This window comes from Microbacterium sp. LjRoot205, from assembly GCF_056175745.1.
In genome coordinates this window covers 215,464-239,381 of record NZ_JBGFFH010000009.1, presented here as the reverse complement: position 1 = coordinate 239,381, position 23,918 = coordinate 215,464, and the positions used below count along the sequence as shown (strand labels likewise).

18 protein-coding genes and 1 tRNA gene are annotated in these 23,918 nt (G+C 68.6%); 14 read left to right on the top strand and 5 right to left on the bottom strand.

Annotated elements, in window-relative coordinates; translation table 11 throughout:
• Nucleotides 1–24: 24 nt before the first annotated feature.
• Both nudC and AC04ME_RS16695 read left to right on the top strand, forming a co-directional pair.
• Nucleotides 25–924, top strand: a complete 900-nt coding sequence (nudC, locus tag AC04ME_RS16700) for an NAD(+) diphosphatase (RefSeq protein WP_475436106.1) — start codon at nucleotides 25–27, stop codon at nucleotides 922–924.
• Nucleotides 921–2,642 carry an ATP-dependent helicase gene (locus AC04ME_RS16695; protein WP_042541978.1) on the top strand — a complete coding sequence of 574 codons (1,722 nt, stop codon included), beginning with the start codon at nucleotides 921–923 and terminating at the stop codon, nucleotides 2,640–2,642. Before nudC ends, AC04ME_RS16695 begins: the two co-directional genes overlap by 4 nt.
• Before the next feature lie 788 nt (nucleotides 2,643–3,430).
• On the opposite strand, the gene AC04ME_RS16690 is transcribed toward AC04ME_RS16695, so the two are convergent.
• Nucleotides 3,431–4,846 carry a zinc-dependent metalloprotease gene (locus AC04ME_RS16690; protein WP_309687248.1) on the bottom strand — a complete coding sequence of 472 codons (1,416 nt, stop codon included), beginning with the start codon at nucleotides 4,844–4,846 and terminating at the stop codon, nucleotides 3,431–3,433.
• Nucleotides 4,847–4,962: 116 nt separating this feature from the next.
• Here AC04ME_RS16690 and AC04ME_RS16685 point away from each other — a divergent pair, with 116 nt between their 5' ends.
• Together AC04ME_RS16685 and AC04ME_RS16680 are read left to right on the top strand one after the other, a co-directional pair.
• A complete protein-coding gene (locus AC04ME_RS16685; protein WP_475436103.1) occupies nucleotides 4,963–6,057 on the top strand; it encodes a YlbL family protein in 1,095 nt (364 codons plus the stop codon).
• Between the two features lie 46 nt (nucleotides 6,058–6,103).
• Nucleotides 6,104–9,001 (top strand): UPF0182 family membrane protein, encoded by a 2,898-nt coding sequence (locus AC04ME_RS16680; RefSeq protein WP_309687253.1) that lies wholly within the window; start codon nucleotides 6,104–6,106, stop codon nucleotides 8,999–9,001.
• Between the two features lie 229 nt (nucleotides 9,002–9,230).
• On the opposite strand, the gene AC04ME_RS16675 is transcribed toward AC04ME_RS16680, so the two are convergent.
• Nucleotides 9,231–9,304, bottom strand: a tRNA-Met gene (locus AC04ME_RS16675).
• A 78-nt stretch (nucleotides 9,305–9,382) separates the two neighbouring features.
• Between AC04ME_RS16675 and AC04ME_RS16670 the strand changes: the two genes are divergently transcribed.
• On the top strand, nucleotides 9,383–10,195 hold the full coding sequence (locus AC04ME_RS16670; protein WP_475436101.1) for a carbon-nitrogen hydrolase family protein: 813 nt from the start codon (nucleotides 9,383–9,385) through the stop codon (nucleotides 10,193–10,195).
• Nucleotides 10,196–10,208: 13 nt separating this feature from the next.
• Here the strand turns inward: AC04ME_RS16670 and AC04ME_RS16665 are convergent, their stop codons facing one another.
• On the bottom strand, nucleotides 10,209–11,408 hold the full coding sequence (locus AC04ME_RS16665; RefSeq protein ID WP_475436099.1) for an aminotransferase class I/II-fold pyridoxal phosphate-dependent enzyme: 1,200 nt from the start codon (nucleotides 11,406–11,408) through the stop codon (nucleotides 10,209–10,211).
• A gap of 100 nt (nucleotides 11,409–11,508) precedes the next feature.
• On the opposite strand from AC04ME_RS16665, the gene AC04ME_RS16660 reads away from it, so the two are divergent.
• The 3 genes from AC04ME_RS16660 to AC04ME_RS16650 are packed head-to-tail and all read left to right on the top strand — an operon-like array spanning nucleotide 11,509 to nucleotide 15,868.
• Nucleotides 11,509–13,128, top strand: a complete 1,620-nt coding sequence (locus tag AC04ME_RS16660) for a S1C family serine protease (RefSeq protein WP_475436097.1) — start codon at nucleotides 11,509–11,511, stop codon at nucleotides 13,126–13,128.
• A gap of 53 nt (nucleotides 13,129–13,181) precedes the next feature.
• Nucleotides 13,182–14,435: a CDP-glycerol glycerophosphotransferase family protein gene (locus tag AC04ME_RS16655; RefSeq protein WP_475436096.1), complete on the top strand. Its 1,254-nt coding sequence runs from the start codon at nucleotides 13,182–13,184 to the stop codon at nucleotides 14,433–14,435.
• Nucleotides 14,432–15,868, top strand: coding sequence for a CDP-glycerol glycerophosphotransferase family protein (locus tag AC04ME_RS16650; RefSeq protein WP_475436095.1), 1,437 nt, complete (start codon nucleotides 14,432–14,434; stop codon nucleotides 15,866–15,868). The genes AC04ME_RS16655 and AC04ME_RS16650 overlap by 4 nt, the downstream gene beginning before the upstream one ends.
• 25 nt (nucleotides 15,869–15,893) lie before the next feature.
• On the opposite strand, the gene AC04ME_RS16645 is transcribed toward AC04ME_RS16650, so the two are convergent.
• Nucleotides 15,894–16,919 carry a glycosyltransferase gene (locus AC04ME_RS16645; protein ID WP_042542184.1) on the bottom strand — a complete coding sequence of 342 codons (1,026 nt, stop codon included), beginning with the start codon at nucleotides 16,917–16,919 and terminating at the stop codon, nucleotides 15,894–15,896.
• Between the two features lie 151 nt (nucleotides 16,920–17,070).
• Here AC04ME_RS16645 and AC04ME_RS16640 point away from each other — a divergent pair, with 151 nt between their 5' ends.
• From AC04ME_RS16640 to AC04ME_RS16615, 6 genes are all read left to right on the top strand, one after another.
• Entirely contained in the window at nucleotides 17,071–18,354 is a 1,284-nt protein-coding gene (locus AC04ME_RS16640) for a CDP-glycerol glycerophosphotransferase family protein (protein WP_475436094.1), read from the top strand.
• Nucleotides 18,355–18,356: 2 nt separating this feature from the next.
• Complete coding sequence (locus tag AC04ME_RS16635) at nucleotides 18,357–19,118, top strand: biotin--[acetyl-CoA-carboxylase] ligase (RefSeq protein WP_475436092.1); 762 nt, start codon at nucleotides 18,357–18,359, stop codon at nucleotides 19,116–19,118.
• Between the two features lie 57 nt (nucleotides 19,119–19,175).
• Nucleotides 19,176–19,730, top strand: a complete 555-nt coding sequence (locus tag AC04ME_RS16630; RefSeq protein WP_475436090.1) for a PH domain-containing protein — start codon at nucleotides 19,176–19,178, stop codon at nucleotides 19,728–19,730.
• A gap of 89 nt (nucleotides 19,731–19,819) precedes the next feature.
• Nucleotides 19,820–20,944 carry a 5-(carboxyamino)imidazole ribonucleotide synthase gene (locus AC04ME_RS16625; RefSeq protein WP_475436089.1) on the top strand — a complete coding sequence of 375 codons (1,125 nt, stop codon included), beginning with the start codon at nucleotides 19,820–19,822 and terminating at the stop codon, nucleotides 20,942–20,944.
• 109 nt (nucleotides 20,945–21,053) lie between these two features.
• Nucleotides 21,054–21,521 carry a 5-(carboxyamino)imidazole ribonucleotide mutase gene (gene purE / locus AC04ME_RS16620; protein ID WP_042542183.1) on the top strand — a complete coding sequence of 156 codons (468 nt, stop codon included), beginning with the start codon at nucleotides 21,054–21,056 and terminating at the stop codon, nucleotides 21,519–21,521.
• The gene (locus tag AC04ME_RS16615; protein WP_042541966.1) at nucleotides 21,518–22,972 is read left to right on the top strand and encodes an LCP family protein; all 1,455 of its coding nucleotides are present in this window, start codon (nucleotides 21,518–21,520) and stop codon (nucleotides 22,970–22,972) included. The genes purE and AC04ME_RS16615 overlap by 4 nt, the downstream gene beginning before the upstream one ends.
• A 229-nt stretch (nucleotides 22,973–23,201) precedes the next feature.
• Here the strand turns inward: AC04ME_RS16615 and AC04ME_RS16610 are convergent, their stop codons facing one another.
• On the bottom strand, nucleotides 23,202–23,783 hold the full coding sequence (locus AC04ME_RS16610; protein WP_056376206.1) for a hypothetical protein: 582 nt from the start codon (nucleotides 23,781–23,783) through the stop codon (nucleotides 23,202–23,204).
• Nucleotides 23,784–23,918: the final 135 nt, after the last annotated feature.

The following is a 23,918-nucleotide window of genomic DNA, read 5'->3' as shown; positions in this document are numbered from 1 at the left end:
GCCACGCCCGTGAGAGAGGAGCCGATGATCGCCGACAGCAGCACTTCCCTCGACCGCGCAGCCGATCTGCGCATCGAGCCAGGGATCCTCGATCGACTCCGCGCAGAGGAGGCGACGAGGGTGATCGCCGTGCGCGATGGTCGGGTGCGCATCTCGGGCGCCGATCTCGATCCGGCCACTCTGCTGCGGGTGCCGGCCTCCGAGATGGTCGACGCCACCTGGGCGCTCCTCGGGCGCGACGGTGACGGAACCGCTGTGCTTCTCGCGGTACTGCCGCCGGAGGGCGACACCGTCGACACCGCCCCGGATGAGGTCTGGCTGGGCCTTCGCGACCTGGGCGCGCGTCTCGGCTCCGGCGACACAGAGCTGCTCATCGAGGCCCTCGCGCTCGGCGGCTGGTTGCGCGACGCGCCGTTCTGCCCCCGCTGCGGGGGAGCGACCGAGCTGCGGCAGGCCGGATGGTCGCGCCGATGCCTCGTCTGCGGTCGCGAGCACTTCCCCCGCACGGACCCTGCGGTCATCGTCGCGGTCGAGAGCTCGGACGGCGAACGGCTCCTGCTCGGAGCGAACGCGAACTGGGGCGGACGGATGTACTCCTGCTTCGCCGGATTCACCGAGGCGGGCGAGTCGCTGGAATCGACGGTGCATCGGGAGCTCGAGGAGGAATCGGGCGTACGACTGGCCTCACTGCGCTACGTCTCGTCTCAGCCCTGGCCTTTCCCCCGCTCGCTCATGCTCGGCTTCCGTGCGGTGGCGCTGGACGATCACGTGCTGCGTCCGGACGGCGAGGAGATCATCGACGTGCGCTGGTTCTCTCGCGACGAGATCGGGTCCGCTCTCGCAGGCGACGGACCGGTCGGTCTGCCTGGGCCCGCATCGATCGCGCGCGCACTCATCCTCGAGTGGTTCGAGGAGCGCGCGTGAGCGCGCTCGAAGCCCTCGACGATCGACAGCGGGAGGCGGCATCCGTTCTGCGTGGTCCCGTCGCCGTGCTGGCCGGCGCGGGAACGGGCAAGACGCGTGTGATCACCCATCGGATCGCCCACGGCGTCGACACCGGGGCGTACTCGCCGTCTCGGGTCATGGCGGTCACCTTCACCGCGAAGGCCGCGGGAGAGCTCAGGGGACGCCTGCGCGCTCTCGGTGTCGAGGGGGTCGCCGCGCGCACTTTCCATGCCGCGGCGCTCGCCCAGCTCAACTTCTTCTGGCCGACGTTGGCCGGCTCGCCCGCGCCGTCGATCATCGACAACAAGGTGAGACTGCTCGGCCAGGCTGCGGACTCGATGCGTCTGCGCCCGAGCACTGCGACCCTCCGCGACATCGCCTCCGAGATCGAATGGCGCAAGGTGTCGATGCTCTCGGTCGAACAGCACTCGCTGCTCGGTCGCACGGTGAGCGGGATCGACTCCGCGCAGTTCGTCGAGCTGCAGCAGCGCTACGAGGCGCTGAAGGATGAGCGGCGCCAACTCGATTTCGAGGACGTGCTGCTCGCATGCGCCGGGATGCTCGAAGCGGAGCCGCGCGTCGCCGCCTCCGTGCACGAGCAGTATCGCCACTTCACGGTCGACGAGTATCAGGACGTCTCTCCGCTCCAGAACCGACTGCTCGAACTCTGGCTGGGCGACCGCAAGGACATCTGCGTCGTCGGCGATGCGAGCCAGACCATCTACTCGTTCGCCGGCGCGGAACAGCGCTTCCTGCTCGAGTTCGAGCGGCGTCATCCGGATGCCACGGTCGTGCGGCTCGAGACGAACTACCGTTCGCAGGCGCCGATCCTCGAAGCGGCCAACGCTCTCATGAAGGGTCGGCCGGGCGCGCTCGAGCTCATCCCGGCGAGAGAGACGTTCAACGCGGAATCACCCACGGTCACGGCCTACGACTCCGAGCGCGACGAGGCCGAGGGGATCGCCGCTGCCGTGGCGGCGCGGATCGAATCCGGCGCGTCGCCTTCGGAGATCGCGGTGCTCTACCGCGCCCATGCCCAGTCGGCGGTGCTGCAGCAGGCGCTCGCCGCAGAGGGGATCCCGACCTCCGTGCTAGGCGGAACGCGGTTCTTCGCCATGCCGGAGGTGCGTCAGGCGATCCTGGCGCTGAGGGCCGCCGCCGTGGCTCCGACGGAGCAGGGGTTCCTCCCCGGTGTTCAGCGAGTCCTCCGCGAGCTCGGGCTCTCCGATGAGCCACCCGCGGCCGGTGGCGCGCAGCGCGACGGGTGGGAGGCTCGGCGCGCGATTCTGCGTCTCGCCGAGGATGCGGGGCCGGACGAGAACCTGCGCACCTTCAGCGATGCGCTCATGGCACGGGCGAAGGACCAGCACGAGCCCACGATGCGCACCGTGACGCTCTCGACACTGCACGCCGCCAAGGGTCTCGAATGGCCGCACGTCCACCTGGCCGGGTGGGCAGAAGGCGCGCTTCCGATCTCGTACGCCACCGGCTTCGAGGCGATCGACGAGGAACGCCGCCTCGCCTACGTCGGCGTCACGCGGGCCGCGCGTACTCTCTCGCTGTCGTGGTCACGCTCAGCGGGGCGAGGGGAGCGGGCGCCGTCGCGGTTCCTGGCAGAGATGGGAACGACTGCGCGCGGCACCGGCATTCTGCATGAAACGTCACCGAACGCCACTCGCGCCGGCCATCGCCGCTGACATCGACGAACGAGCCCGCTGATGACGTCTCCGCAAGGAGCCGCGCGACGAGCGTCGCCGCGTCCGCGATCCGAGCGACGCTGATCGGACCCGACGCTCGCCCGATGAGCTGCGCGTGCATCCGCGGCCAGGCGTCGTCGCGCTCGCGTTCGTGCTCGTCGCGGCAGGTGAGACAGGGGGTCTCGCCGGGCACCACCAGGGGGCCGACGGTCGTCCGCCCTCGCTCGAGCGCCACGGGGAGATGCGAGGTGTCGTCGCGAAGGTAGCGGGCGAAGTGCAGGGCGGCTGCTGCGCCTTCGACGAGCACGACTCCGATGTCGGCGGGGTTCTCCCGCGCCCCGGCGGCGATCCCCTCGTCGAGAAGTGCTTCGCGCATGCGGTAGTCGCAGCGCGCGTCGGCGACGTCGATGCTCTCCACCCATGCGGCCCTCGGCGCCGGGGCCTCGTCGACGAGCAGCGGTTCGAGTCGTGAGAGGAGCATCCGTGCCTCCGCGCGCGGTGCCCCTGCGGCGTGCGCGACCACATCGAAGGCCGTGCGCCGGAACCCGGCAGCCATCCGACCGATCAGTCGCTCGACCCACGGCTCGGACGCCGCGATGCGCAGCGTGCCTTCGATGCCGATCTGCAGTGTCTCACCGTCTCGCCAAAGCAGCGGAACGGCGGGATCCAGGCGGGTGAGGGTCTTGGGTGTCAGAGGAGACATCCCTCGATTCTGCGCAAAGCCGAACCTCCGGTGGGGGAGTCTCAGGCATCCGTGGAAAAGTCAGCGCACCCCGCTCCCGCCCCGCTCACACCGGGCGATCGCCTCCCGGGCCGTCACCGCCGTCGGAGTCCTGCTCATCCTCCGAGGCATCAGATCTCTCCGGCTGCTCGCTCGAGAAGTCGTCGCCGTCCAGCAGACGGGCCAGGGCCTCGTCGAACTCATCTGCGACGGGCTGCTCGCCTCGTGCGCTCGCCTGAAGTCGCGCGATGAGCGCGGACGGGTCGTCGATGTCCTCCGAGGTGGGCATGAGGTCGGGGTAGTCCCAGAGCGCGTCGCGTCCTGCGATGCCGACGGCGTCGGTCACCGCCTGCCACATGGCCGAGGCCTCGCGCAGACGACGAGGCCGCAGCTTGAGGCCGACGAGCGCGCCGAGAGCGTCCTCGGCCGGACCGCCGACCGCGCGGCGACGGCGGGCCGCCTCGGCGATCCGTGCCCCATCGGGGAGGCGAGACGTGGCCTGAGCCGTCACCACGTCGACCCAGCCGTCGATCGTCGCCACGAGGTTCTCGAGACGCGCGAGGGCCTCGCGCTGCGCCTCCGTCTGCGTGGGCAGCAGAGCACCGCCCTCGATGGCCGCGCGGAGCTCCTCGGGGTTCGAGGGGTCGAGGCGGCTCGCGACGTCTTCGAGTGCATCGACATCGACCGTGACTCCGCGCGCGAAGTCGGTGATCTGGGCCATGACGTGCAGGTGCAGCCACTTCGAATGGCGATACAGCCGGGCGTAGGCGAGTTCGCGGGTCGCGAGGTAGAGGGTGATCTGGTCTTCGGGGATCTCGAGACCGTCGCCGAACGCCGTCAGGTTCTGCGGGATGACAGCCGCGGTTCCGGCCGGAAGCACGGGGATGCCGACGTCTCCGCCCGACACCACCTCGAGCGCGAGGTTGCCGAGCACCTGCCCGAACTGGGCGGCGAACACCGAGCCGCCGAGACCGCGCATGAGCTTGCCGGCGCCTTGCACGACGTCGCGCATCTCCTCGGGCACCTGCGTGTCGAGGGCGCTGGTGAGCGCATCGGCGATGCTCGTCGACACCGGGCCGGCGATCTCCTTCCACACCGGGAGGGTCGCTTCAACCCATTCGCCGCGTGTCATCGCCTTGGGCGACTCGCTGAGCTCGGAGATCGTCGTCGCCTCGCCGAGCCACAGATCGGCGAGTGCGAACGAGTCGACGAGCGAGCTCCGCGAACCGTCGGTGATGCCGAGGCCGTCGCGGTTGGCGATGTGCAGCGCCTGACGCAGCGCGTTCTCCCAGGCGTCGCCGCCGAACGCGCCCTGCAGCTGCGACATGATGGTCTGCATCATCGCCGGGTCGAACTGGATTCCATCCATGCCCGCGAAGGCGTTCTGCAGCGCCTCGGGGTCGATGTCGCCGGCACCCTGGCCGGACATCATTCGTCGGAGGAACTCCTGGAAGTCCTCGGGGGTCGGGTCGTTGTCTGACATGTCGCTCGCCTCTCAGCACGCCTAAAGCCGTGGCATCTACGCTAGTCACAGGATCGGCCGCGAGACCCCGAAGCGGGCAGATCGCTGTACGCCGCCCGCGAACGACGGAGGAACCTGTGGATCGAACCCGGCCTGTGAGGCTCGGACTTGGCGTCTGGGCGCTGGTCGTCGCGTTGATCGCGCTCGTCGTGCTGACCTTCCTCCCGACGCCGTACGTCATCCAGCGTCCCGGCCCGGTCTACGACACCCTCGGCACTGCGGCCGGCGCAGACGGCGAGCAGGTCCCCCTCATCCAGGTCGAAGGCACCGAGACGTTCGAGACCGCCGGATCGCTCGACCTCACGACGGTGCAGGTCGTCGGCAACCGCGAGCGCACACCGAGCTGGTTCGAACTCGCGCTGGCCTGGATGGACTCCTCCCGAGCGGTGGTCCCGCTCGACTCGGTGTTCCCCGAGGGTGTCACGACAGAGCAGCGGGACGAACGCAACGCGACGCTCATGGTCGACTCGCAGCACGAGGCGACAGCCGCGGCGCTCAACGAGCTCGGCTACGACACCGGAGCCGAGGTCGTCGTGCAGGAGGTCGTCGAGGATGCGCCGGCCGAGGGCGCTCTTGAGGCGGAAGACGTCATCACGGCCGTCGACGGCACCGCAGTGGCCTCGGCCAAGCAACTGCGTCAGGCGATCCAGGATGCTGCCGGTGCGCCGGTCGAGCTCACGGTGCAGCGCGGCGGCGAAGAGCAGGTCGTCGAGGTGACGCCGGTGGAGCAGACCGACGGCGACGTGACGACGTGGCTGATCGGCGTGACCCTGCGCACGGACTACGACTTCGAGATCGATGTGACGCTCCAGCTCGACAACGTCGGCGGCCCGAGTGCCGGGATGATGTTCGCACTCGGCATCATCGACACCGTCACCGAGGGAGAGCTCAACGGCGGGAAGAACGTCGCGGGCACCGGCACGATCGAAGCCGACGGCACGGTCGGACCGATCGGCGGCATCCGGCAGAAGCTCTACGGCGCTCGTGATGCGGGCGCGGAGTACTTCCTCGCACCGTCGACGAACTGCGACGAGGTCGCCGGCCATATCCCCGACGGCCTGACCGTGATCAGCACGTCGAGCCTGGAGGAATCGCTCGCCGCGCTCGATGTGATCGCCGAGGACGGTGACGTCGGATCCCTGCCGTCATGCGACGTCGTGACCTCCCCGTGACAGGGATGACAGCCGCAGCACAGTAAGGCGTGCCTAGGATGGGACGGTGACCTCGACTTCTGCACCGAACCCGGCCACTCCCCGAACCTCGCGACGAATCTTCGGCATCTCGTTGGCGATCATCGCCGCGCTGATCGCCGCCTTCTTCGTCTTCGCGTCGCTCTACACCGAATACCTCTGGTTCGACCAGGTGGGCTTCGAGGGAGTTCTCACCACCCAGTGGATCGCCACGGCGGTGATGTTCGTCGTCGGATTCCTCGGCATGGCAGTGCCCCTGTTCGTGGCCATCCAGCTCGCGTACCGTCTGCGCCCCGTCTACGTGCGGCTCAGCTCGCAGCTGGACAGATACCAGGAGGTCATCGAGCCGCTGCGCCGCCTCGCGATGTGGGGCATGCCGATCTTCTTCGGTCTGTTCGCGGGCTTCTCCGCGGCCAGCCAGTGGAAGACCGTCTGGCTCTGGGTGAACGGCGTCGCCACCGACACCGTCGACCCGCAGTTCGGTGTCGACACCGGCTTCTACATGTTCGCGATGCCCTTCTACTCGATCCTCCTGGCCTTCGTGTCGGCGGTCCTGCTGCTCACCCTCATCGTGACCGCCCTCGTGTCGTACCTCTACGGTTCCGTCCGGATCGGCCAGGGCGAGCTGCGCATCTCGAAGCCCGCCCGCATCCAGCTCGCGATCATCGCGGGTCTCTACCTGCTCGTGCAGGCGGCGAGCCTGTGGCTCGACCGGTACAAGACCCTCGTCGCCCAGGACGACCGCATCGTCGGTCCTGCGTACACCGGTGTCAACGCGACGATCCCCGGTCTCGCGATCCTCACGATCATCGCGGCGATCGTCGCGATCCTCTTCTTCGTCACGGCGATCATCGGTCGCTGGCGCTTCCCCCTCGCCGCGACGGCGCTGCTGATCGTCGCCTCGCTCGTCGTGGGCGTCGGCTTCCCGTGGGCGGTGACCACCTTCCAGGTGGCGCCGAACCAGAACGCGTACCAGGCGGAGTTCTACCAGCGGAACATCGACGGCACGAAGGAGGCGTACGGGGTCGCCGACCTCGAGACGACGCCTTTCGAGGCCGAGACCGACGCCGAGGCCGGCCAGCTGCGTGAGGATGCCGAGACGACGGCATCCATCCGCATCGTCGACCCCGCCGTGATCAGCCCGGCCGTGCGCCAGCTCGAGCAGTACCGCGGGTACTACCAGTTCCAGCAGAACCTCGACGTCGACCGCTATGAGATCGACGGCGAGATGCAGGACACCGTGGTGTCCGTCCGTGACCTCGACATGGAAGGCGTCGATGTCAGCAACTGGAACAACCGCGCCGCCGTCTACACGCACGGCTACGGCCTGGTGGTCGCAGCGGGCAACCAGCGCACGTCCGATGGCGAGCCGGTGTTCCTCGAGCGCGGCATCCCGTCCGCGGGCTTCCTCACCGAGCAGGAGAAGTTCGAGCCTCGCGTGTACTTCGGCGAGAACTCGCCCGAGTACTCGATCGTCGGCTCGCCGGACGGCACCGACCCCGTCGAGATCGACTACCCGCGCGGCAAGGACGGCTCGACCGAGACCAAGACCACGTTCGAAGGCGACGGCGGACCGCAGATCGGCAGCACCTTCACGAAGCTGCTCTACGCTCTGAAGTTCCAGTCGGAGCAGATCCTGTTCTCCAACCTGGTGAACGAGGACTCCCAGATCCTCTACGACCGCGACCCCAAGACGCGTGTGCAGAAGGTCGCACCGTATCTCGAGCTCGACAGCGACCCGTACCCCAGCGTGGTCGACGGACGCGTGGTCTGGATCGTCGACGGCTACACGACGAGCGCGACCTACCCGTATTCGACGAACGTGAGCCTGTCGGAGGCGATCGCCGACTCGAACCTCCCGTCGCCCACGCTCGCGATCGACGACATCAACTACATCCGCAACTCGGTCAAGGCCACGGTCGACGCGTACGACGGCTCGGTGACGCTGTATGCCTGGGACGACGAGGATCCGGTGCTGCAGACATGGCAGAACATCTACCCCTCGACGCTGAAGCCGGTGAGCGACATGTCGGCTGATCTCATGAGCCACGTGCGCTACCCGACCGACCTCTTCAAGGTCCAGCGCGACATCCTCGGGATCTACCACATCGACACCGCGGGCTCGTTCGCGCAGCAGGACAACCGCTGGCAGACGCCCAACGACCCGCGCAGCGACGCGGTCCTGCAGCCGCCGTACTACCTGACGATGCAGATGCCGGGGCAGGACTCCCCGCGGTTCTCGATGTTCTCGACGTTCATCCCGTCGGCGACGGGAAGCGGTGGCAACCGTGACGTGCTGATGGGCTACCTCGCCGTCGACTCGGACGCAGGATCCGAGGCGGGCGTAAAGGCCGAGGGCTACGGTCAGCTGCGGATGCTCGAGATCGACACCGATACGACGGTGCCCGGCCCCGGCCAGGTGCAGAACACCTACAACTCCGACACCGCTGTGGTGCCGCAGCTCAACCTGCTGCAGCAGGGAGAGTCCGAGGTGCTCTACGGCAACCTGCTGACGCTCCCAGTGGGTGGCGGTCTGCTCTATGTGCAGCCGGTCTATGTGCAGTCCTCCGAGGGCACGAAGCTTCCTCGTCTGCAGAAGGTCCTCGTGGCCTTCGGAGACAAGGTCGCCTTCGAGGACACGCTGACCGCGGCGCTCGACACCCTCTTCGGGGGTGACGCGGGCGCGGCCGGTGGAGACGATCAGGTCGAGCCGACCGAACCGGATCCGGACACCGGTGAGGTCCCGACCGAGCCGACCGTGCCGACCGACGCCGAGGCCGAGGCCCTGGCGGCCGCGCAGCAGGCGCTGACCGACCGCGAGGCAGCGCTCAAGGAAGGCGACCTGACCAAGTTCGCCGAGGCCGACAAGCGGCTCACGGATGCTGTGAACACGCTGCTCGGATTGGAACAGGGCGCGGGGGAGTAACCCTCTGCAGTGCCGGATGCCGCTCCTCTCGAGGGGCGGCATCCGTCGTATCCGGCAGGATCACGAGCGGTATCGGGGACGCCGCCGGCGAAGGTGGCCGGGTGGTTCGCGTCCTAGGCCGGATGACCGCTCCGGAGTCGCTCGGTCGCCGAGCAGCAGGCGGATGCATGCGAAAAGCCCTTGATCAGGATTTCTCCCGATCAAGGGCTTTTCTTGTGTCGCATTCTCGTTGCGGGGACAGGATTTGAACCTGCGACCTCCGGGTTATGAGCCCGGCGAGCTACCGAACTGCTCCACCCCGCGGCACGTTTTATAGCCTAACACGGGAATCAGAAGTCCGCGAATCGAGGCGCGGCAGGCGCGATGGGGGAGGATGTGAGCATGACCGAGACCGCTTCCGCCGCCGTTCCCGTCGCCGTCTGCCAGTTCGCGCCGACGTCGTCGCGAGAAGGCAATCGCGACCGCATCGCGGAGTTGACGGCGGATGCCGCGGCGCGGGGTGCGCGGCTGATCGTCTTCCCCGAGTACTCGAGTTACTTCGTGGATCCGATGGACGAGTCCCTTGCGGCGAATGCGGAGAGTCTCGACGGTGATTTCGTGTCGACCCTGACGGCGCTCGCGGCGGACCACGGCGTCGTGATCGTGGCGGGTCTCGTCGAGACTGCCTCGGACGCCCAGCATGTCCACAACACCGTGGTCGCCGTGCGCGGCGACGGGATCCTCGCGAGCTACCGAAAGCAGCACCTGTACGACGCGTTCGGCCAGACCGAGTCGGACTGGATCGAAGCAGGCGATCTGGAGGCCGCCACCTTCGAGCTCGCCGGCATCCGCTTCGGGCTGATGACCTGCTACGACCTGCGCTTCCCCGAGGTGTCGCGCACCCTGATCGACGCCGGCGCTGACGCCCTCGTGGTGCCGGCCGAATGGGTGCGCGGTCCGCTCAAGGAGCATCACTGGACGACGCTCCTCGCGGCGCGAGCGATCGAGAACACCGCGTATGTGATCGCCGCCGACCATCCGACCCCGATCGGCGTCGGTCACTCGCAGATCGTCGATCCGCAGGGGGTCGTGCTCGCCGGGGTGGGAACGACCGAGGGCATCGCGGTCGCGGCCGTCGAGCGGGCGACCATCGAGCGCGTGCGCGCTGTGAATCCCTCGCTGCGGGTGCGCCGATACGCCGTCGGACCGCGCTGACTCGGCCGAGAGGTCAGAAGCTCGACACGAGCCTCGTCGCCGCCTCCTCGAGGATCTCCACGCGTTTGCACGCCGCGAAGCGCACCAGTCCGGCGTAGTCCTCTCGGTGTGCCTCCGACACGAAGGCAGTCAGCGGGATCGCCACCACTCCCGCCCGCTCGGGGAGCGCGCGGCAGAATTCGGCCGCATCCGCTCCACCGAGCGCTGACGCGTCGGCGACGGTGAAGTAGCCGCCCTGCGGCGCGAACACGGTGAACCCCGCATCACGGAGTCCCTCGCCGAGGATCTCGTGCTTGTGCGCCAGCGTCGCCGCGGCACCCGCGAAGAAGTCGTCTCCGAGCCGCAGGCCCACCGCGATGGCCGGCTGGAAGGGCGAGCCGTTCACGTACGTCAGGTACTGCTTGACCGTCAGCACCGCGGTGATGAGCTCCGCGGGGCCGTGCACCCATCCGATCTTCCAGCCGGTGGCCGAGAACGTCTTGCCCGCAGACGAGATCGTGAGCGTGCGCTCTGCGGCGCCGGGGAGCGTCGCGATCGGGGTGTGCGGACCTGTGAACGCAAGATGCTCGTAGACCTCGTCCGTGACGATGATCGCGTCGTGCAGCTCCGCGAGACGGACGACCTCCGCGAGCACCTCGCGATCGAAGACGGCACCGGTGGGATTGTGGGGATCGTTGATCAGGATGATGCGTGTGCGGTCGGAGACCGTGGCCGCCAGGTGCTCGAGATCCGGTTGGAAGTCGGGGGCTCTCAACGGCACCGTGCGCAGTCGGGCACCTGCGAGAGCGACCGCGGCCGCATAGGAGTCGTAGTACGGCTCGAAGACGACGACCTCGTCGTCCGCACTGTCGATGAGGGCGAGCAGAGTCGCGGTCAGCGCCTCTGTCGCGCCGGCCGTCACGATCACCTCGCGCGAGGGGTCCACGTCCAGTCCGTAGAAGCGACGCTGGTGCTCGCTGATGGCGTCGAGCAGATCGGGGGTCCCTCTGCCGGGCGGGTACTGATTCATCCCGCGGGAGATCGCCTCCCTGGCAGCCGCGAGCACCTCCGCGGGGCCGTCCTCGTCAGGAAATCCCTGCCCGAGATTGATCGCACCGGTTCGAGCCGCAGCAGCGGACATCTCTGCGAAGATGGTGGGCGCGACGCTTCCGTCTGGTGCGAGCAGACCGGCTCCCGCTGCCGTGCGCCGCCATGCTCCGGGGATGACACTCATGAAGAACAGGCTAAGGCCATAGGTGAAACTCATCTTCGCCATACGAAACGCACAGATACAGGCGTCACTCTAAGAGGGCGTTGTTGAAGGAGCACACACCATGAACGAAGACAGCACCCAGGACCACTCGGCACCTGCGTCGAATGACGCAGCGCCGTCCACCGAGGCAGCAGAGGTCGTCGACCGTTCGACGACGGATGCCGCCGCTGAGACCCCAGGCGCCGTCGCCGCTCCGGGGCCGTACCAGGGACACCACGTCCCCCCGACGTTCGCGTCGTCGCCGGCACCGGCATTCGAGGCTCCGAGCGCTCCGGTCGCACCCGCGGCCCAGACGGTGCCCCAGCCCTACTTCGGAGCTCCCGGACATCAGACAGGACAGCACCAGGCAGCACCCCTGGCCGGACTGCACCAGGCGCCCGTCGGCGGCCCGACCGCGACGTCGCCCGGTGCAGCATTCGGTCTCCACACCGCAGCCGAGCCCGGCCAGCCGGTCGATGGCTCCACGAAGGTCAAGGAGACGAAGCCCCGCGCCGGAGTGAAGTTCGCCGCGATCGTGCTCGCGGCCGCCCTCGTCGGCGGCGTCGCGGGGTTCGGCGGCGGAGCGATCCTCAACGGGATCTCGGATCAGGGGTCGACGGGCGTCGCCCAGGGCCCCGAGACCATCACCGTCAACAACCCCGGGTCGGTCAACGAGACGACCGCCGTCGCGACCGAGGCACTCCCGTCGGTCGTCACGATCGAGGTGGCGGGGTCCGATCAGGGTGGCAGCGGGTCGGGCGTCATCATCAGCGACGACGGCTACGTGCTCACGAACACCCACGTGGTGACCCTCGGCGGTGCCGTGGCCGATCCGACGATCCGGGTCACCACCTCTGACGGCCGCATCTTCTCGGCGACCGTCGTCGGGACCGACCCGATCTACGACCTCGCCGTGATCAAGCTCGAGGATGCGACGGATCTCACTCCGATCGACTTCGCCGACTCGTCGAAGCTCAACGTCGGTGACACCGCGGTGGCTCTGGGAGCGCCGCTCGGTCTGTCGAACTCGGTCACGACCGGCATCGTCAGCGCCCTGAACCGCAGCATCCAGATCGCGTCGTCCGCTCTCCCCGACTCGTCGTCGGAGGATGCTCCGCAGAACGAGCAGGAGACGCCCGAAGAGGGCGAAGGCCCCTTCCAGTTCGACCTGCCTGGCAACACCTCGCAGCAGAGCTCGGAATCGATCTCGATCGCCGTGATCCAGACCGATGCGGCGATCAACCACGGGAACTCCGGCGGTGCGCTCGTGAACGCCAAGGGCGAGCTGATCGGCATCAACGTCGCGATCGCGAGTTCCGGGAGCTCGGAGGAGTCGGGTTCGATCGGAATCGGGTTCGCGATTCCCGCCAACATCGCCCAGCGCGTGTCGGAGGAGATCATCGCCGATGGTGCGGCCAGCCACGGCCTGCTCGGAGCGTCCGTCAGAGACGCCGCCAGCGTCGAGAACGCCGACGTCTCGGGGGCGTACATCGCCGAGGTCACCGGGGGCGGCGCTGCCGCGGCCGGCGGGCTGAAGGCCGACGATGTCGTGACCGCATTCAACGGAGTGCCCATCACGAGCGCCAGCGACCTCACGGCGCAGGTGCGCGCGGCCGCCGCGGGCAGCGACGCGAAGGTCACCTACATCCGTGGAGGCAAGGAATACGAGATCGAGGTCACCCTGGGCGAGCTCGCCGGCTGACTCGGGCGATCCCGCTCACCGAGAAGGGCGTCACCCCGCGATAGGCTCGCGGGGTGGCGTCCTTCTCTTTCGGCTCCGGCAATGCGGCCAAGCTGCTTCGGATACCGCTCTACCTCGCAGGGCGCGCCGGCACGCTCGTCATCCCTCGTGGCACGCGCTGGGTGTTCGGGTGCGGGGCCGGCGTCGGAGACGGGGCTCTCGCCCTGCAGCGCCTCGTCGCGGCAGAAGGGCACGACACCGTGTGGCTGACGTCCTCCGAGCGGGAGGACAGCGACGCCGCGGCGCTCGGCATCCGCACGACGCGCAAGGACAGCTTGCGAGGCTGGTGGGCCACGGCGCGCGCCGGCGTCGTCGTGGTGACGCATGGACTCGGCGACGTGAACCGCTATGCGGTGTCCGGTGCCTTCGTCGTGCAGCTGTGGCACGGCATCCCGCTCAAGCGCATCGGTCTGGACTCGCCCGCGACCACTCAGGTCCCGGACATCCCCGGGGCTCCGGTCCTGCGCCGCCTCATCGGCATCCTCTACCGGCGTGCGGCTCAGCGCATCCGAGTGCTGCCGGCCGCGTCGCACCGTTCGAGGGGGCGTCTCGAGTCGGCCTTCGCGCTCGGTGACGGCCGAGTGGTCGTCACCGGCGAGCCGCGTGTCGACGTGCTGTCGTCGGGTGACCCGATCGAGCGTCGGGCGAAGGCATCCGACGTTCTGGACCGTGCGATCGGCGGACTGCCGACCGGCTCTCGGATCATCCTCTATGCGCCGACATGGCGTGACGGAGCTGACGACCCGGCGGTCCCGACGGCTGCCCAGTGGGTGCAGATCATCCGGGTGCTCGAAGAGAGTGACGCTGTGCTGCTCGTTCGCTCCCACCCGCTCGGCGAGGGCGGGTACGCGCCTCCGCTGCCCAGCCGACGGGTCAGGATGCTCGGATCCGGAGTGCTCTCCGATGTCACGCCCGTGCTGCCGGCGGTCGACGTCCTGGTCACCGACTACTCGTCGCTCGCCTATGACGTGGGGCTTCTGCGGATGCCGGTGCTCTTCCTCGCCCCTGACGCCGAGGACTATGCCCGCACGAGAGGCTTCTACGGCCGATTCCAGGACGTCGCGGGCGAGGACGCCCCGGCGAGTTGGGACGCGCTTCTGCCGCAGCTGTCGGCGCTGCTGGACGATGACGACGTCTTCGCCGCGCGGTCCGAGCGTTCCGGTACGCTCAGCGCGGAGATGCACGCCTTCCGCGACGGAGGCAACACCCGGCGCGTCTACGAGAAAATCCGTGCGCGGGGGATCCCCGCGCCGAAGGGAGCAGCATGACCACGGCCAGGATCGATGAGGCGGCAGAGACGCTGGTCATCGCAGGCGCCGGTCAGCGCCCGACCACGGCGGAGCTGATCGGGCCGCGGGCCCGTGTCGACGCTCGGGTCACCGGCGGGGGAAAGACCTGGAAGGCGACGTTCCCGCTGCGCGCGTCGCGGTGGGGCGGCCCGGAGCTGCCGCTTCCCACGGGGGACTACGAGCTGCGCATCGCGGGTGCCGAGTTCGGTGATCTCCTCCTCGCCCCGGAGGTGCTGGCGGGTGTGCGGATCGCCGTCGACGGTGCGACAGTGCGGATCGCTGCACCGATCGACCCTGCGTATGAGACGAGTGAGGGGCAGGCGACCCTCGAGGGGCGCTATGTCGCGCATCCCGGAGCCACCGAGAACGCGGTCTTCTTCGAGAGCTTCTACGGCCGCACCGTCGGCTGCAACCCTCAGGCGATCGACCGCGCCCTCTTCGCGCAGGCACCGGATGTCGTGCGCTACTGGAGTGTCGTCGACCTGTCCGTGGCGGTTCCGGACGGGGCGATCGCGGTCGTCGAGGGCAGCCCGGAGTGGTGGCGGGCCCGTGCAGCGTCGCGGCTGCTGGTCGTTAACGATTGGCTGCGTCGCAGGTTCGTCCGCAAGCCGGGGCAGAAGGTGCTGCAGACCTGGCACGGCACTCCGCTGAAGCGGCTCGCGCTGCACCGACCCGGATTCGACCCTCGCCGCATGGCGGCCGTCGTCAAGGAGTCCCGCCGCTGGGACGTGCTTCTGGCGCAGAACACCTACTCCGAGCGCATTCTGCGCAAGGCATACGCGTTCTTCGGACGACCGATCTGGGTCGAGGGGTATCCGCGGAACGACGCACTCGTCACCGGTGACGCCGCCGGCATCCGCGGCGACCTCGGCATCGCCGACGGCGAGCGGGTGCTTCTGTACGCCCCCACGTGGCGCGATGATCTGACCGAGATGGTCGACTTCATCGACCCGGAGGAGCTCGCCAGGCAGACGGACTCCGTCGTGCTCGTGCGTGGTCACTCGCGCACGATCGACACCGGGCGGGATCGAGCCGGTGCCCGTGTCATCGATGTCACCGGGTATCCCGAGACCTCGAAGCTCCTGCTCGCGGCCGACGTCCTGATCACCGACTACTCATCGGTGATGTTCGATTTCAGCGTCACGGGAAAGCCGATGTTCTTCCTCGTGCCGGACCTCGATCACTACCGAGGAGAGCTCCGAGGGTTCTACTTCGATCTCGCGACGCGCGCGCCGGGGCCGCTCGTGCACTCCCAGGACGAACTCGTCACCGCGCTCGCCGACAGCGCGCATGAGAGCGTCTACGCCGAGCGCTACGCCGCCTGGCGGGCGCAGTTCAACTCGCGGGACGACGGGCACTCGGCGGAGCGGGTCGTCGCGCGCATCCTCGACCAGGGGTACGTCACCAGGTGATTCGACCCGCACCGCCGGCGGTGCGCTAGGGGAGTGGCGTGTTGCGGGTGCCGAGACGCGATGCGTCGACGGTGTCGCGAGCACCGCGCAGCACGCCGCCGAGGAAGCCGAGGCCCCACGAGAGGTGCATGGTCGGCAGCACGAGCAGCGTCCAGAGCCTCTGCCGTGGGCCGCCCCCGCCGGGCAGGCACGCGACGACGATCACCAGCATGAGGTACGCCACCAGCGGCAGATAGACGACCGCCGAGACGATCAGCGACAGCACTCCGGTGAGGACGCCGGTGAGCTGAAGGATCCCGGTGACGACGGCGACGGCGACGAGGACCACCAGCGCGGGGGGAGCGAAGAAGCGGATGCCGTTGCGGCGCCCGTATCGGCGCACGAGCTCGCCGCGCCATGCCCCGGTCGCCCGGAACTGACGCGCGAGGCGCAGCCAGCTCTCGCGTGGCCAGTAGGTCACGGAGAGATTCGGGTCGAACCAGACGAGGTGCCCTGCCTGGCGGATACGGAGATTGAGCTCCCAGTCCTCGCCGCGGCGGATCGACTCGTCGAAGAGCCCCACTTCTTCGAGCACCGTCCGGCGCATGACGCCGAGGTAGGCGGATTCGGCTTCACCCTCGTGAGTGCCACCGTGATACGCGCCGCCACCGAGACCGACCGGCGAGTTGTAGAGGCGCGCCACCGACGTCTGGAACGGTGTGCGGCCGTCAGCGCGCATCACGCCGCCGACGTTGGCAGCGCCCGTGCGCTCGAGGGTCTGGAGCGCCAGCGCCGCGTACCCGGGAGCGAGCTCGGAATGCGCGTCGACGCGGACGATCGTCGCGAAGCGGCTGGCCCGGATCGCCGCGTTCAATCCGACCGGGATGTGCGCGGCGGGGTTGTCGACGAGCCGGATCCGGTCGTCTTCCGCTGCGAGACGCTGAGCGAGCTCCGTCGTGCCATCGGTGGACGGTCCGAGCGCGAGCACGAGCTCGGCCGGAACGCTCAGCTCCTGCGCCAGCACGGAGGCGATCGCGTGCTCCAGGTAGGCGCGTTCGTTGAGCACGGGCATGACGAACGACACTCCGTTCTCGGGGGTGGCGATATCGTTGTCAGGCACATGACGATCATGGCATGCACTGCTCGGACGTTCGCTGATTCGAGACAGCGAGGGCCTCGGGGGAACCGTCGGCTCGACCGCTCGTACTCGGTATCCTGGAGGGATGGGTGCAGTGTCCGACGTGAAGAAGGCCTACCGTCTGCTGAAGCGGGCGCTCGCCTCGCGCAAGGCTGTACAGCGAGTGCGACGGCGCCTCGCCGAACGCGAACCGCACCAGCCGGAGCACTACCAGGTGGCGGTGTACTTCGCCGACGGCGACGTGAACATGTACCAGATGCGGCAGTGGTACCGCCCGCTCGCCGAGCTGTCGAAGCGGTGGCCGGTCGTCGTGCTGTCCCGTTCGGCGACGGGTGCCGACAAGCTGCTCGACGAGGACGGCCCCCCGGTCGCCTTCGTCCCCACGATCCGTGACCTCGAGAGGTTCATCTCATCGCAGGACATCCGCGTCGTCCTGTACGTGAACCAGAACACCCGCAACTTCCAGATGTTCCGCTACGGCAGGCGCTGGCACGTGTTCATCAACCACGGCGAGTCCGACAAGATGTACATGACCACGAATCAGTACAAGGCGTATGACTATGCGCTTGTCGCCGGGCAGGCCGCACGCGACCGTCTGTCGCGGACGCTCTGGGACTGGGACATCGATCGGCGCACGATCGAGATCGGCCGCCCGCAGGCCGACCACTACTCGGGGACGCTCCCGTACGTGCCCGACGAGCGCACGGTCGTGCTCTATGCCCCGACGTGGGAAGGCGACCGCCCTAGCGCGCACTACGGGTCGATCGCCACGCATGGCGAGACCCTGGTCACGACGCTGCTCGCGTCCCGCGGTCACCGCGTGATCTACCGGCCGCACCCCCGAAGCGGGGTCGTCGACGACGAGTACGGCGCAGCGCACCGTCGCATCATCGCGGCCATCGCCGCCGCGAACGCCGCCGACCCCACGGCCCAGCACGTGTACGACAACGGGGCGGAGCTCGGATGGCAGCTGGCTGCCGCCGATGTCGCAGTCGTCGACATCTCGGCGATGGTCTACGACCGCCTGGCCGTGGGCAAGCCGCTGATGATCACGCGACCGGCAGACGAGCGTGCGTCGATCGACACCAACGGCTACCTGTCGGACTGCGAGTGGCTCAGCGCGGATGCTGCGGGGGACATCGTCGCCGAGGTCGAACGCGTCCGTGCCGACGAGGTGGCCATCGCCAGGCTGCGCATGTGGGTGCAGCACTACTTCGGCGACACGACGCCGGGTGCCGCGACCGAGAAGTTCCACGCCGCGATCGAGCGCCTCATGAAGGAGTGGGATCAGTGGCAGGCGCACGAGGTCGGGGCGGTGCGCGGCGACGAGGACGACGACGACGAAGAGGCCGACGAAGAGGAGGTCTGACGATGGACCTTCCGCTCACCGCTGCAGTCGCCTCGCATCTCGAGGTGCTGACCGACGCGGGCTCGACCAATGAGGTCCTGAGCGAACGCGCGCGCGAGTCGTTCTCGAGCCCGCACCTGTCGGTGCTCCTCACCGACAACCAGACGGCGGGTCGCGGTCGACTCGGCCGCTCCTGGACGGCCGCGCCGGGCGCGTCGCTTGCCGTCTCCGTTCTGCTGCGGAGGTTGCCGTCGGCCGATGCGCGCGGCTGGATCCCGCTCGCGGCCGGGGTGGCGATGGCGGATGCGATCGCCGAGCAGCTTCCCGACCACGCGGTGGCAGTCAAGTGGCCGAACGATGTGCTGGTCGACGGTCGCAAGATCTGCGGGATCCTGGCGCAGGCGACACAGGATGCCGTGGTCGTGGGAACGGGTGTGAACACGGCGATGACAGCGTCTCAGCTGCCGGTGCCGACGGCGACCTCCTTCGCCGTGATCGGCGTGGAGGTCGATGCCGATCGGCTGCTCGCCACCTATCTGCGAGCGCTCGACCAGCTGGTCGCCGACCTCGCCGCAGCGGGCGATGCCGTCGCGAGCGGCCTTCATGCCGCGGCGAGCGAGCGCTGCGCGACGATCGGTCTCGACGTGAAGGTCCTGCTCCCCGGCGACTCCGTGCTCGTCGGAACAGCCACAGCACTCGATGCCGACGGTCGACTGCTGGTGCTGTCGGAGGGCGCTGAGCGGCCGATCTCCGCGGGCGATGTGGTGCACGTCCGGCCGGCGTGACCCTGACACGCCCGGCGTGCGAGCGGCGATGTCGGCGGTTACGGGCACAATGGAGGGGTGACTCAGCCCGTGACTCTCGGCGGAAGGCCGACGATGCCACCGCCGGGTGCGCCCGCCGAAGAACTGCTCATCGCTCGGTTCCGCGCACATGCCCGGAGGCTGTTCTGGTCCGCGCTGGTGCTGGTCGCGGTGTTCGGGGCCACGACCTTCTTCTATGACAATCTCCCGGCGCCGTTCGAGAACTGGATGCTGCTGAGCGCGGCCGCAGCGATCGTCCTCCTGCTGGTGGTCGTGCCCTGGGTCGTCTGGTACTCGCGTTCGGTGACGCTCACCACGCGGCGGGTCATCGTGCACCACGGCATCGGTGCGCGCAACAGGCAGGAGATGTCGCACGCTCGCGGCTATACGATCGGCGTCCGCCGCGGCGTGATCCAGCGGATGTGGGGAGTCGGCACGATCACCCTGTCCAACGGGGTCGACGCGCCGCTGCGGCTCGCCAACGTCCCGAACGTGACGCTCGTGCACGAGACGCTGGCCGATCAGATCGAGGTCAGTCAGATCCTGGCGCACCGCGATGCGCAGGCGGGCAACGACGGGACCGCGGGGTTCTGAGCAGAGCCTCGCTTGGCCGTGGTCGGCGCGACGAGTGAACGGCGTGCGCGCCGATGCGCGAGAATGGTCAGGACGAATGGAGGCGGCCCATGGCGCTGCGCGTTGGTGTGATCGGTGGAGGCCAGCTGGCTCGGATGATGATCGCTCCGGCGGTCGAGCTCGGACTCGACCTGAGGGTGCTCGCTGAAGACGAGGGGATGGCGGCGCAGCTCGCCGCGACCGGGGTCGGCGACTATCACGACCTCGAGGTCGTCCGCGCGTTCGTCGCAGACGTCGACGTCGTCACCTTCGACCACGAGCACGTCCCTCAGCAGGTGCTGCGGGCTCTCGTCGCCGAGGGCGTCGCGGTGCACCCCGGGCCCGATGCTCTGCAGTTCGCCCAGGACAAGCTCCTCATGCGGGCGCGGCTCGAAGAACTCGGCGTTCCTCAGCCCGACTGGGCGCCGGTTCGCGATGCGTCCGAGCTGCAGGCGTTCCTCGATGAGCACGACGGGCAGGGCGTCGTGAAGACGCCGCGCGGTGGCTACGACGGCAAGGGCGTGCGCGTCGTCCGAGCGGCGAGCGAGGCTCAGGACTGGCTCGACGGGCTCGCCGACGGCGAGGCCCTGCTGGTCGAGGAGCTGGTCGGATTCGTTCGCGAGCTCGCGCAGCAGGTGGCCCGCCGTCCCAGCGGCCAGATCGTCGCCTATCCGGTCGTCGAGACCGTGCAACGCGAGGGCGTGTGCGCCGAGGTGATCGCGCCGGCGCCGCATGCGACCGACCGTCTCGCCCAGGTCGCCGAAGAGATCGGGCGGTCGATCGCCGAAGGACTCGGGGTCACGGGCATGCTCGCGGTCGAGCTCTTCGAGACCGACGACGAGCGGATCCTCGTGAACGAGCTGGCGATGCGCCCGCACAACAGCGGCCACTGGAGCCAGGACGGCGCCGTGACGGGACAGTTCGAGCAGCATCTGCGTGCGGTCGCCGATCTGCCCCTCGGCGACACCGCGCCTCACGCCGCCTGGTCCGTGATGGTGAACATCCTCGGAGGGCCGCAGAGCGGCTCGCTCGGCGAACGCTTCGCGGGAGCGATGGAGGCGCATCCGTCGGCCAAGATCCACACCTACGGAAAGGCCCCGCGTCCTGGCCGCAAGGTCGGACACGTGAACGTGACAGGCGACGACCTCGACGATGCGGTGTACGTGGCCCGTGCGGCAGCGGCTCACTTCGACTGAGGGTGCGTCGAGCGGTGTGCCGTTCGGGGTTTCTCCCAGCACCAGACCGTAGCCTGAGTGGGTGACTGAGCCATTGCACTCCTCCACCGCGCCCCTCGTCGGCGTCGTCATGGGATCCGACTCCGACTGGCGCGTGATGAGCGACGCCTCTCAGTCGCTGACGGACTTCGCGATCCCGCACGAGGTGGAGGTCGTCTCGGCGCACCGCACCCCTGACAAGCTCATGCAGTACGCGAGGGAAGCGCGCGGTCGCGGCATCCGAGTGATCATCGCAGGCGCCGGTGGTGCCGCACATCTTCCCGGGATGCTCGCCTCGATGACGGCGCTGCCGGTCATCGGCGTCCCCGTGCCTCTCGCCTACCTCGACGGGATGGACTCGCTCCTGTCGATCGTGCAGATGCCCGCCGGCATCCCTGTCGCGACGGTGTCGATCGCGGGAGCGCGCAACGCGGGTATCCTCGCCGCACGTATTCTCGGCACCTCCGACGACGACCTCGCCGATCGCATCGAGGCGTACGCGCTCGATCTCGAAGCGCAGGTCGAGGAGAAGAACGATCGGCTGAAGGGGTCCCTGTGACCCTTGCGCCGCCGCGAGGGTCGGCGCGACCGCTGATCGAGACCCGCCCCCTGCGGCATCCGAACACCGCGGATCCAGGGATGATGACCAAGCGCGGCTGGTGGCTGGTGCTGTTGAACCTGCTCGTGCCCGGTTCTGCTCAGGTGCTGGCCGGCAATCGCCGGCTCGGGCGCATCGGTCTCGGAGCGACGCTGCTCGCGTGGTTCCTCGTGATCGTGGGCGCGGGTTTGGCGCTGTTCGCGCGGCCGGTGCTGCTGTGGCTCACCGTCGGTGGCGGCTGGTTCTCGGCGGTCGTCCTCACGCTCGTTCAGGTGCTGCTGATCGCCTACCTCGTGCTCTGGGTGGTGCTCACCTTCGACGTGCTGCGTCTCGTCAGACTGATCAGAGTCCCCGGTCCCTCGAAATTCGCGATCCCTCTCGTCGCCCTTCTTCTGCTCGGTCTCGTCGGAACGGGCACCGGATACGCCGCGTCCTATGTCGGCACCGCGCGGGGCACGATCAACACGATCTTCGGCCAGAGCGGGCCGAGTCTGCCGCCGAGCGAGGGGTACTACAACATCCTGCTGCTCGGTGCGGACAGCGGTGAGGGCCGCGACTCGATGAGGTTCGACAGCATCTCGGTGGTCTCGGTGAACGCGACCACCGGCGCCGTCACGATCACCGGCATCCCGCGTGAGCTTCCCAATGCGCCCTTCAGCGAGGGAAGCCCGATGCAGGCGCTGTACCCGAACGGCTTCGAGGGTCACAGCTCGAGCTCATGCGGATGGAACGGCTGGATGAACCACGTGCGCAACGCCGCGGAGATCTGCCGCGACGACAACGGCGCCTCGCTGTATCCGGACGCCGCGGCGCACGGTTCCGATGCGGGCATCGAGGCCACCAAGGATGCGGCCGAGGGCGTTCTCGGCATCGAGATCCCGTACTACGTCTTCGTCGACATGCACGGTTTCGCGGCGCTCGTCGACGCGCTCGGCGGCGTGGACATCAATGTCACGGAACGGCTTCCCAAGGGCGGTCCGCCCGAGGGCACGGACCCCTACGACGTGGATGCGTGGGCGATCGGCTGGATCGAGGTCGGTCAGCAGCACATGGACGGCGACACCGCCCAGTGGTACGCGCGATCGCGCTACACGACGAGCGACTGGGACCGCATGAAGCGCCAGCGCGAACTGCAGGAGGCGATTCTCGCGCAGTTCACACCGCAGACCGTGCTCACGCGGTTCAACGAGGTGGCTTCCGCGGGAACAGCGCTGATCAGCACCGATCTGCCTCAGGACAAGCTGCCCGAGTTCTTCGACCTGATGACAAAGGCTCGTGAGCAGCCTGTCACCACGGTCGAGCTCACCCCCGAGCAGGGTGTAGACGAGCACGCTCCGGACTACGGGTTCATCCACGAGATGATGCAGCAGACGCTGCATCCTCCGACGGAGACCCCGACCCCGACGCCGTGATCGACCGTGCCGTGATCGTCGACCCGTGGTCGGTGGTCGCCGGTCGCGATGCCGCGGAGCGGCGTGGTTCGACCATCATGAACGCATGAGTGAGCCCACGGCCACCACCTGAGAGTGAAAGTGGTGGCCGTGGGCCTCCGGTGCATGACCGGATTCACCAGACGACGGTGATCGGAGGGGGAGGGATCACCGTCGTCCAGTCGACTCCCGCTGAGAGCGGGAATCTGATCTAGGCGCGCTTGCGGCGGGTGACGCCTGTCGCGACGAGCACTCCACCGGCCACGAGTGCGGCTGCCCCACCTCCGAGGACCCACGGCGACACGCTGCCGCCCGTGAGCGCGAGCTCGAGCCCACCGCCGGTGAGCGGAAGCTCTGTGCCCGCGGATGCGACCCCGGGGTCGTGGTCGCAGCTCACGGCGGAGTCATGGCCGTGCGAGACCGTGATGGTCGCCGTGTACGACCGCGAACCGCTGAAGGCCAGGGCATAGGAGCCCTCTCCGTCGGACGGCGGGCGGAACGTGACCACGAGGCTGCCGTCGGCGGCCGCAGTGTTGCCCGAGACGGCCGAGTCGCCAGCGTTGAGGCCGGAGACGGACACGCCGACGTTCTCGGACGGCAGGAAGTAGCCTGCGCCGAACGCGACAGTGGACACTTCGCAGATGTCGATGATCGGATCATCGACGCTCACGCGCGGTGTGCCCGCGTACGAGTCCGACTCGGTCGGAACGACCGGCGCGGCAGAGGCGACAGCAGGTGCCATGAGCACGAGTACGCCAGCGGTAAGGCTGATGGCAGCCAGTTTCTTCAGCATGATTCTCCCCAGAAATACACGCGGAATCGCCTTCGAATACACCCCTGCATCCGACTGCGTGAGTTCTTCCTGTCCCCACGACAGAATTGCAGAACTCAGATATTCCCCAGTGGGATTGACACTACATCATGGAAT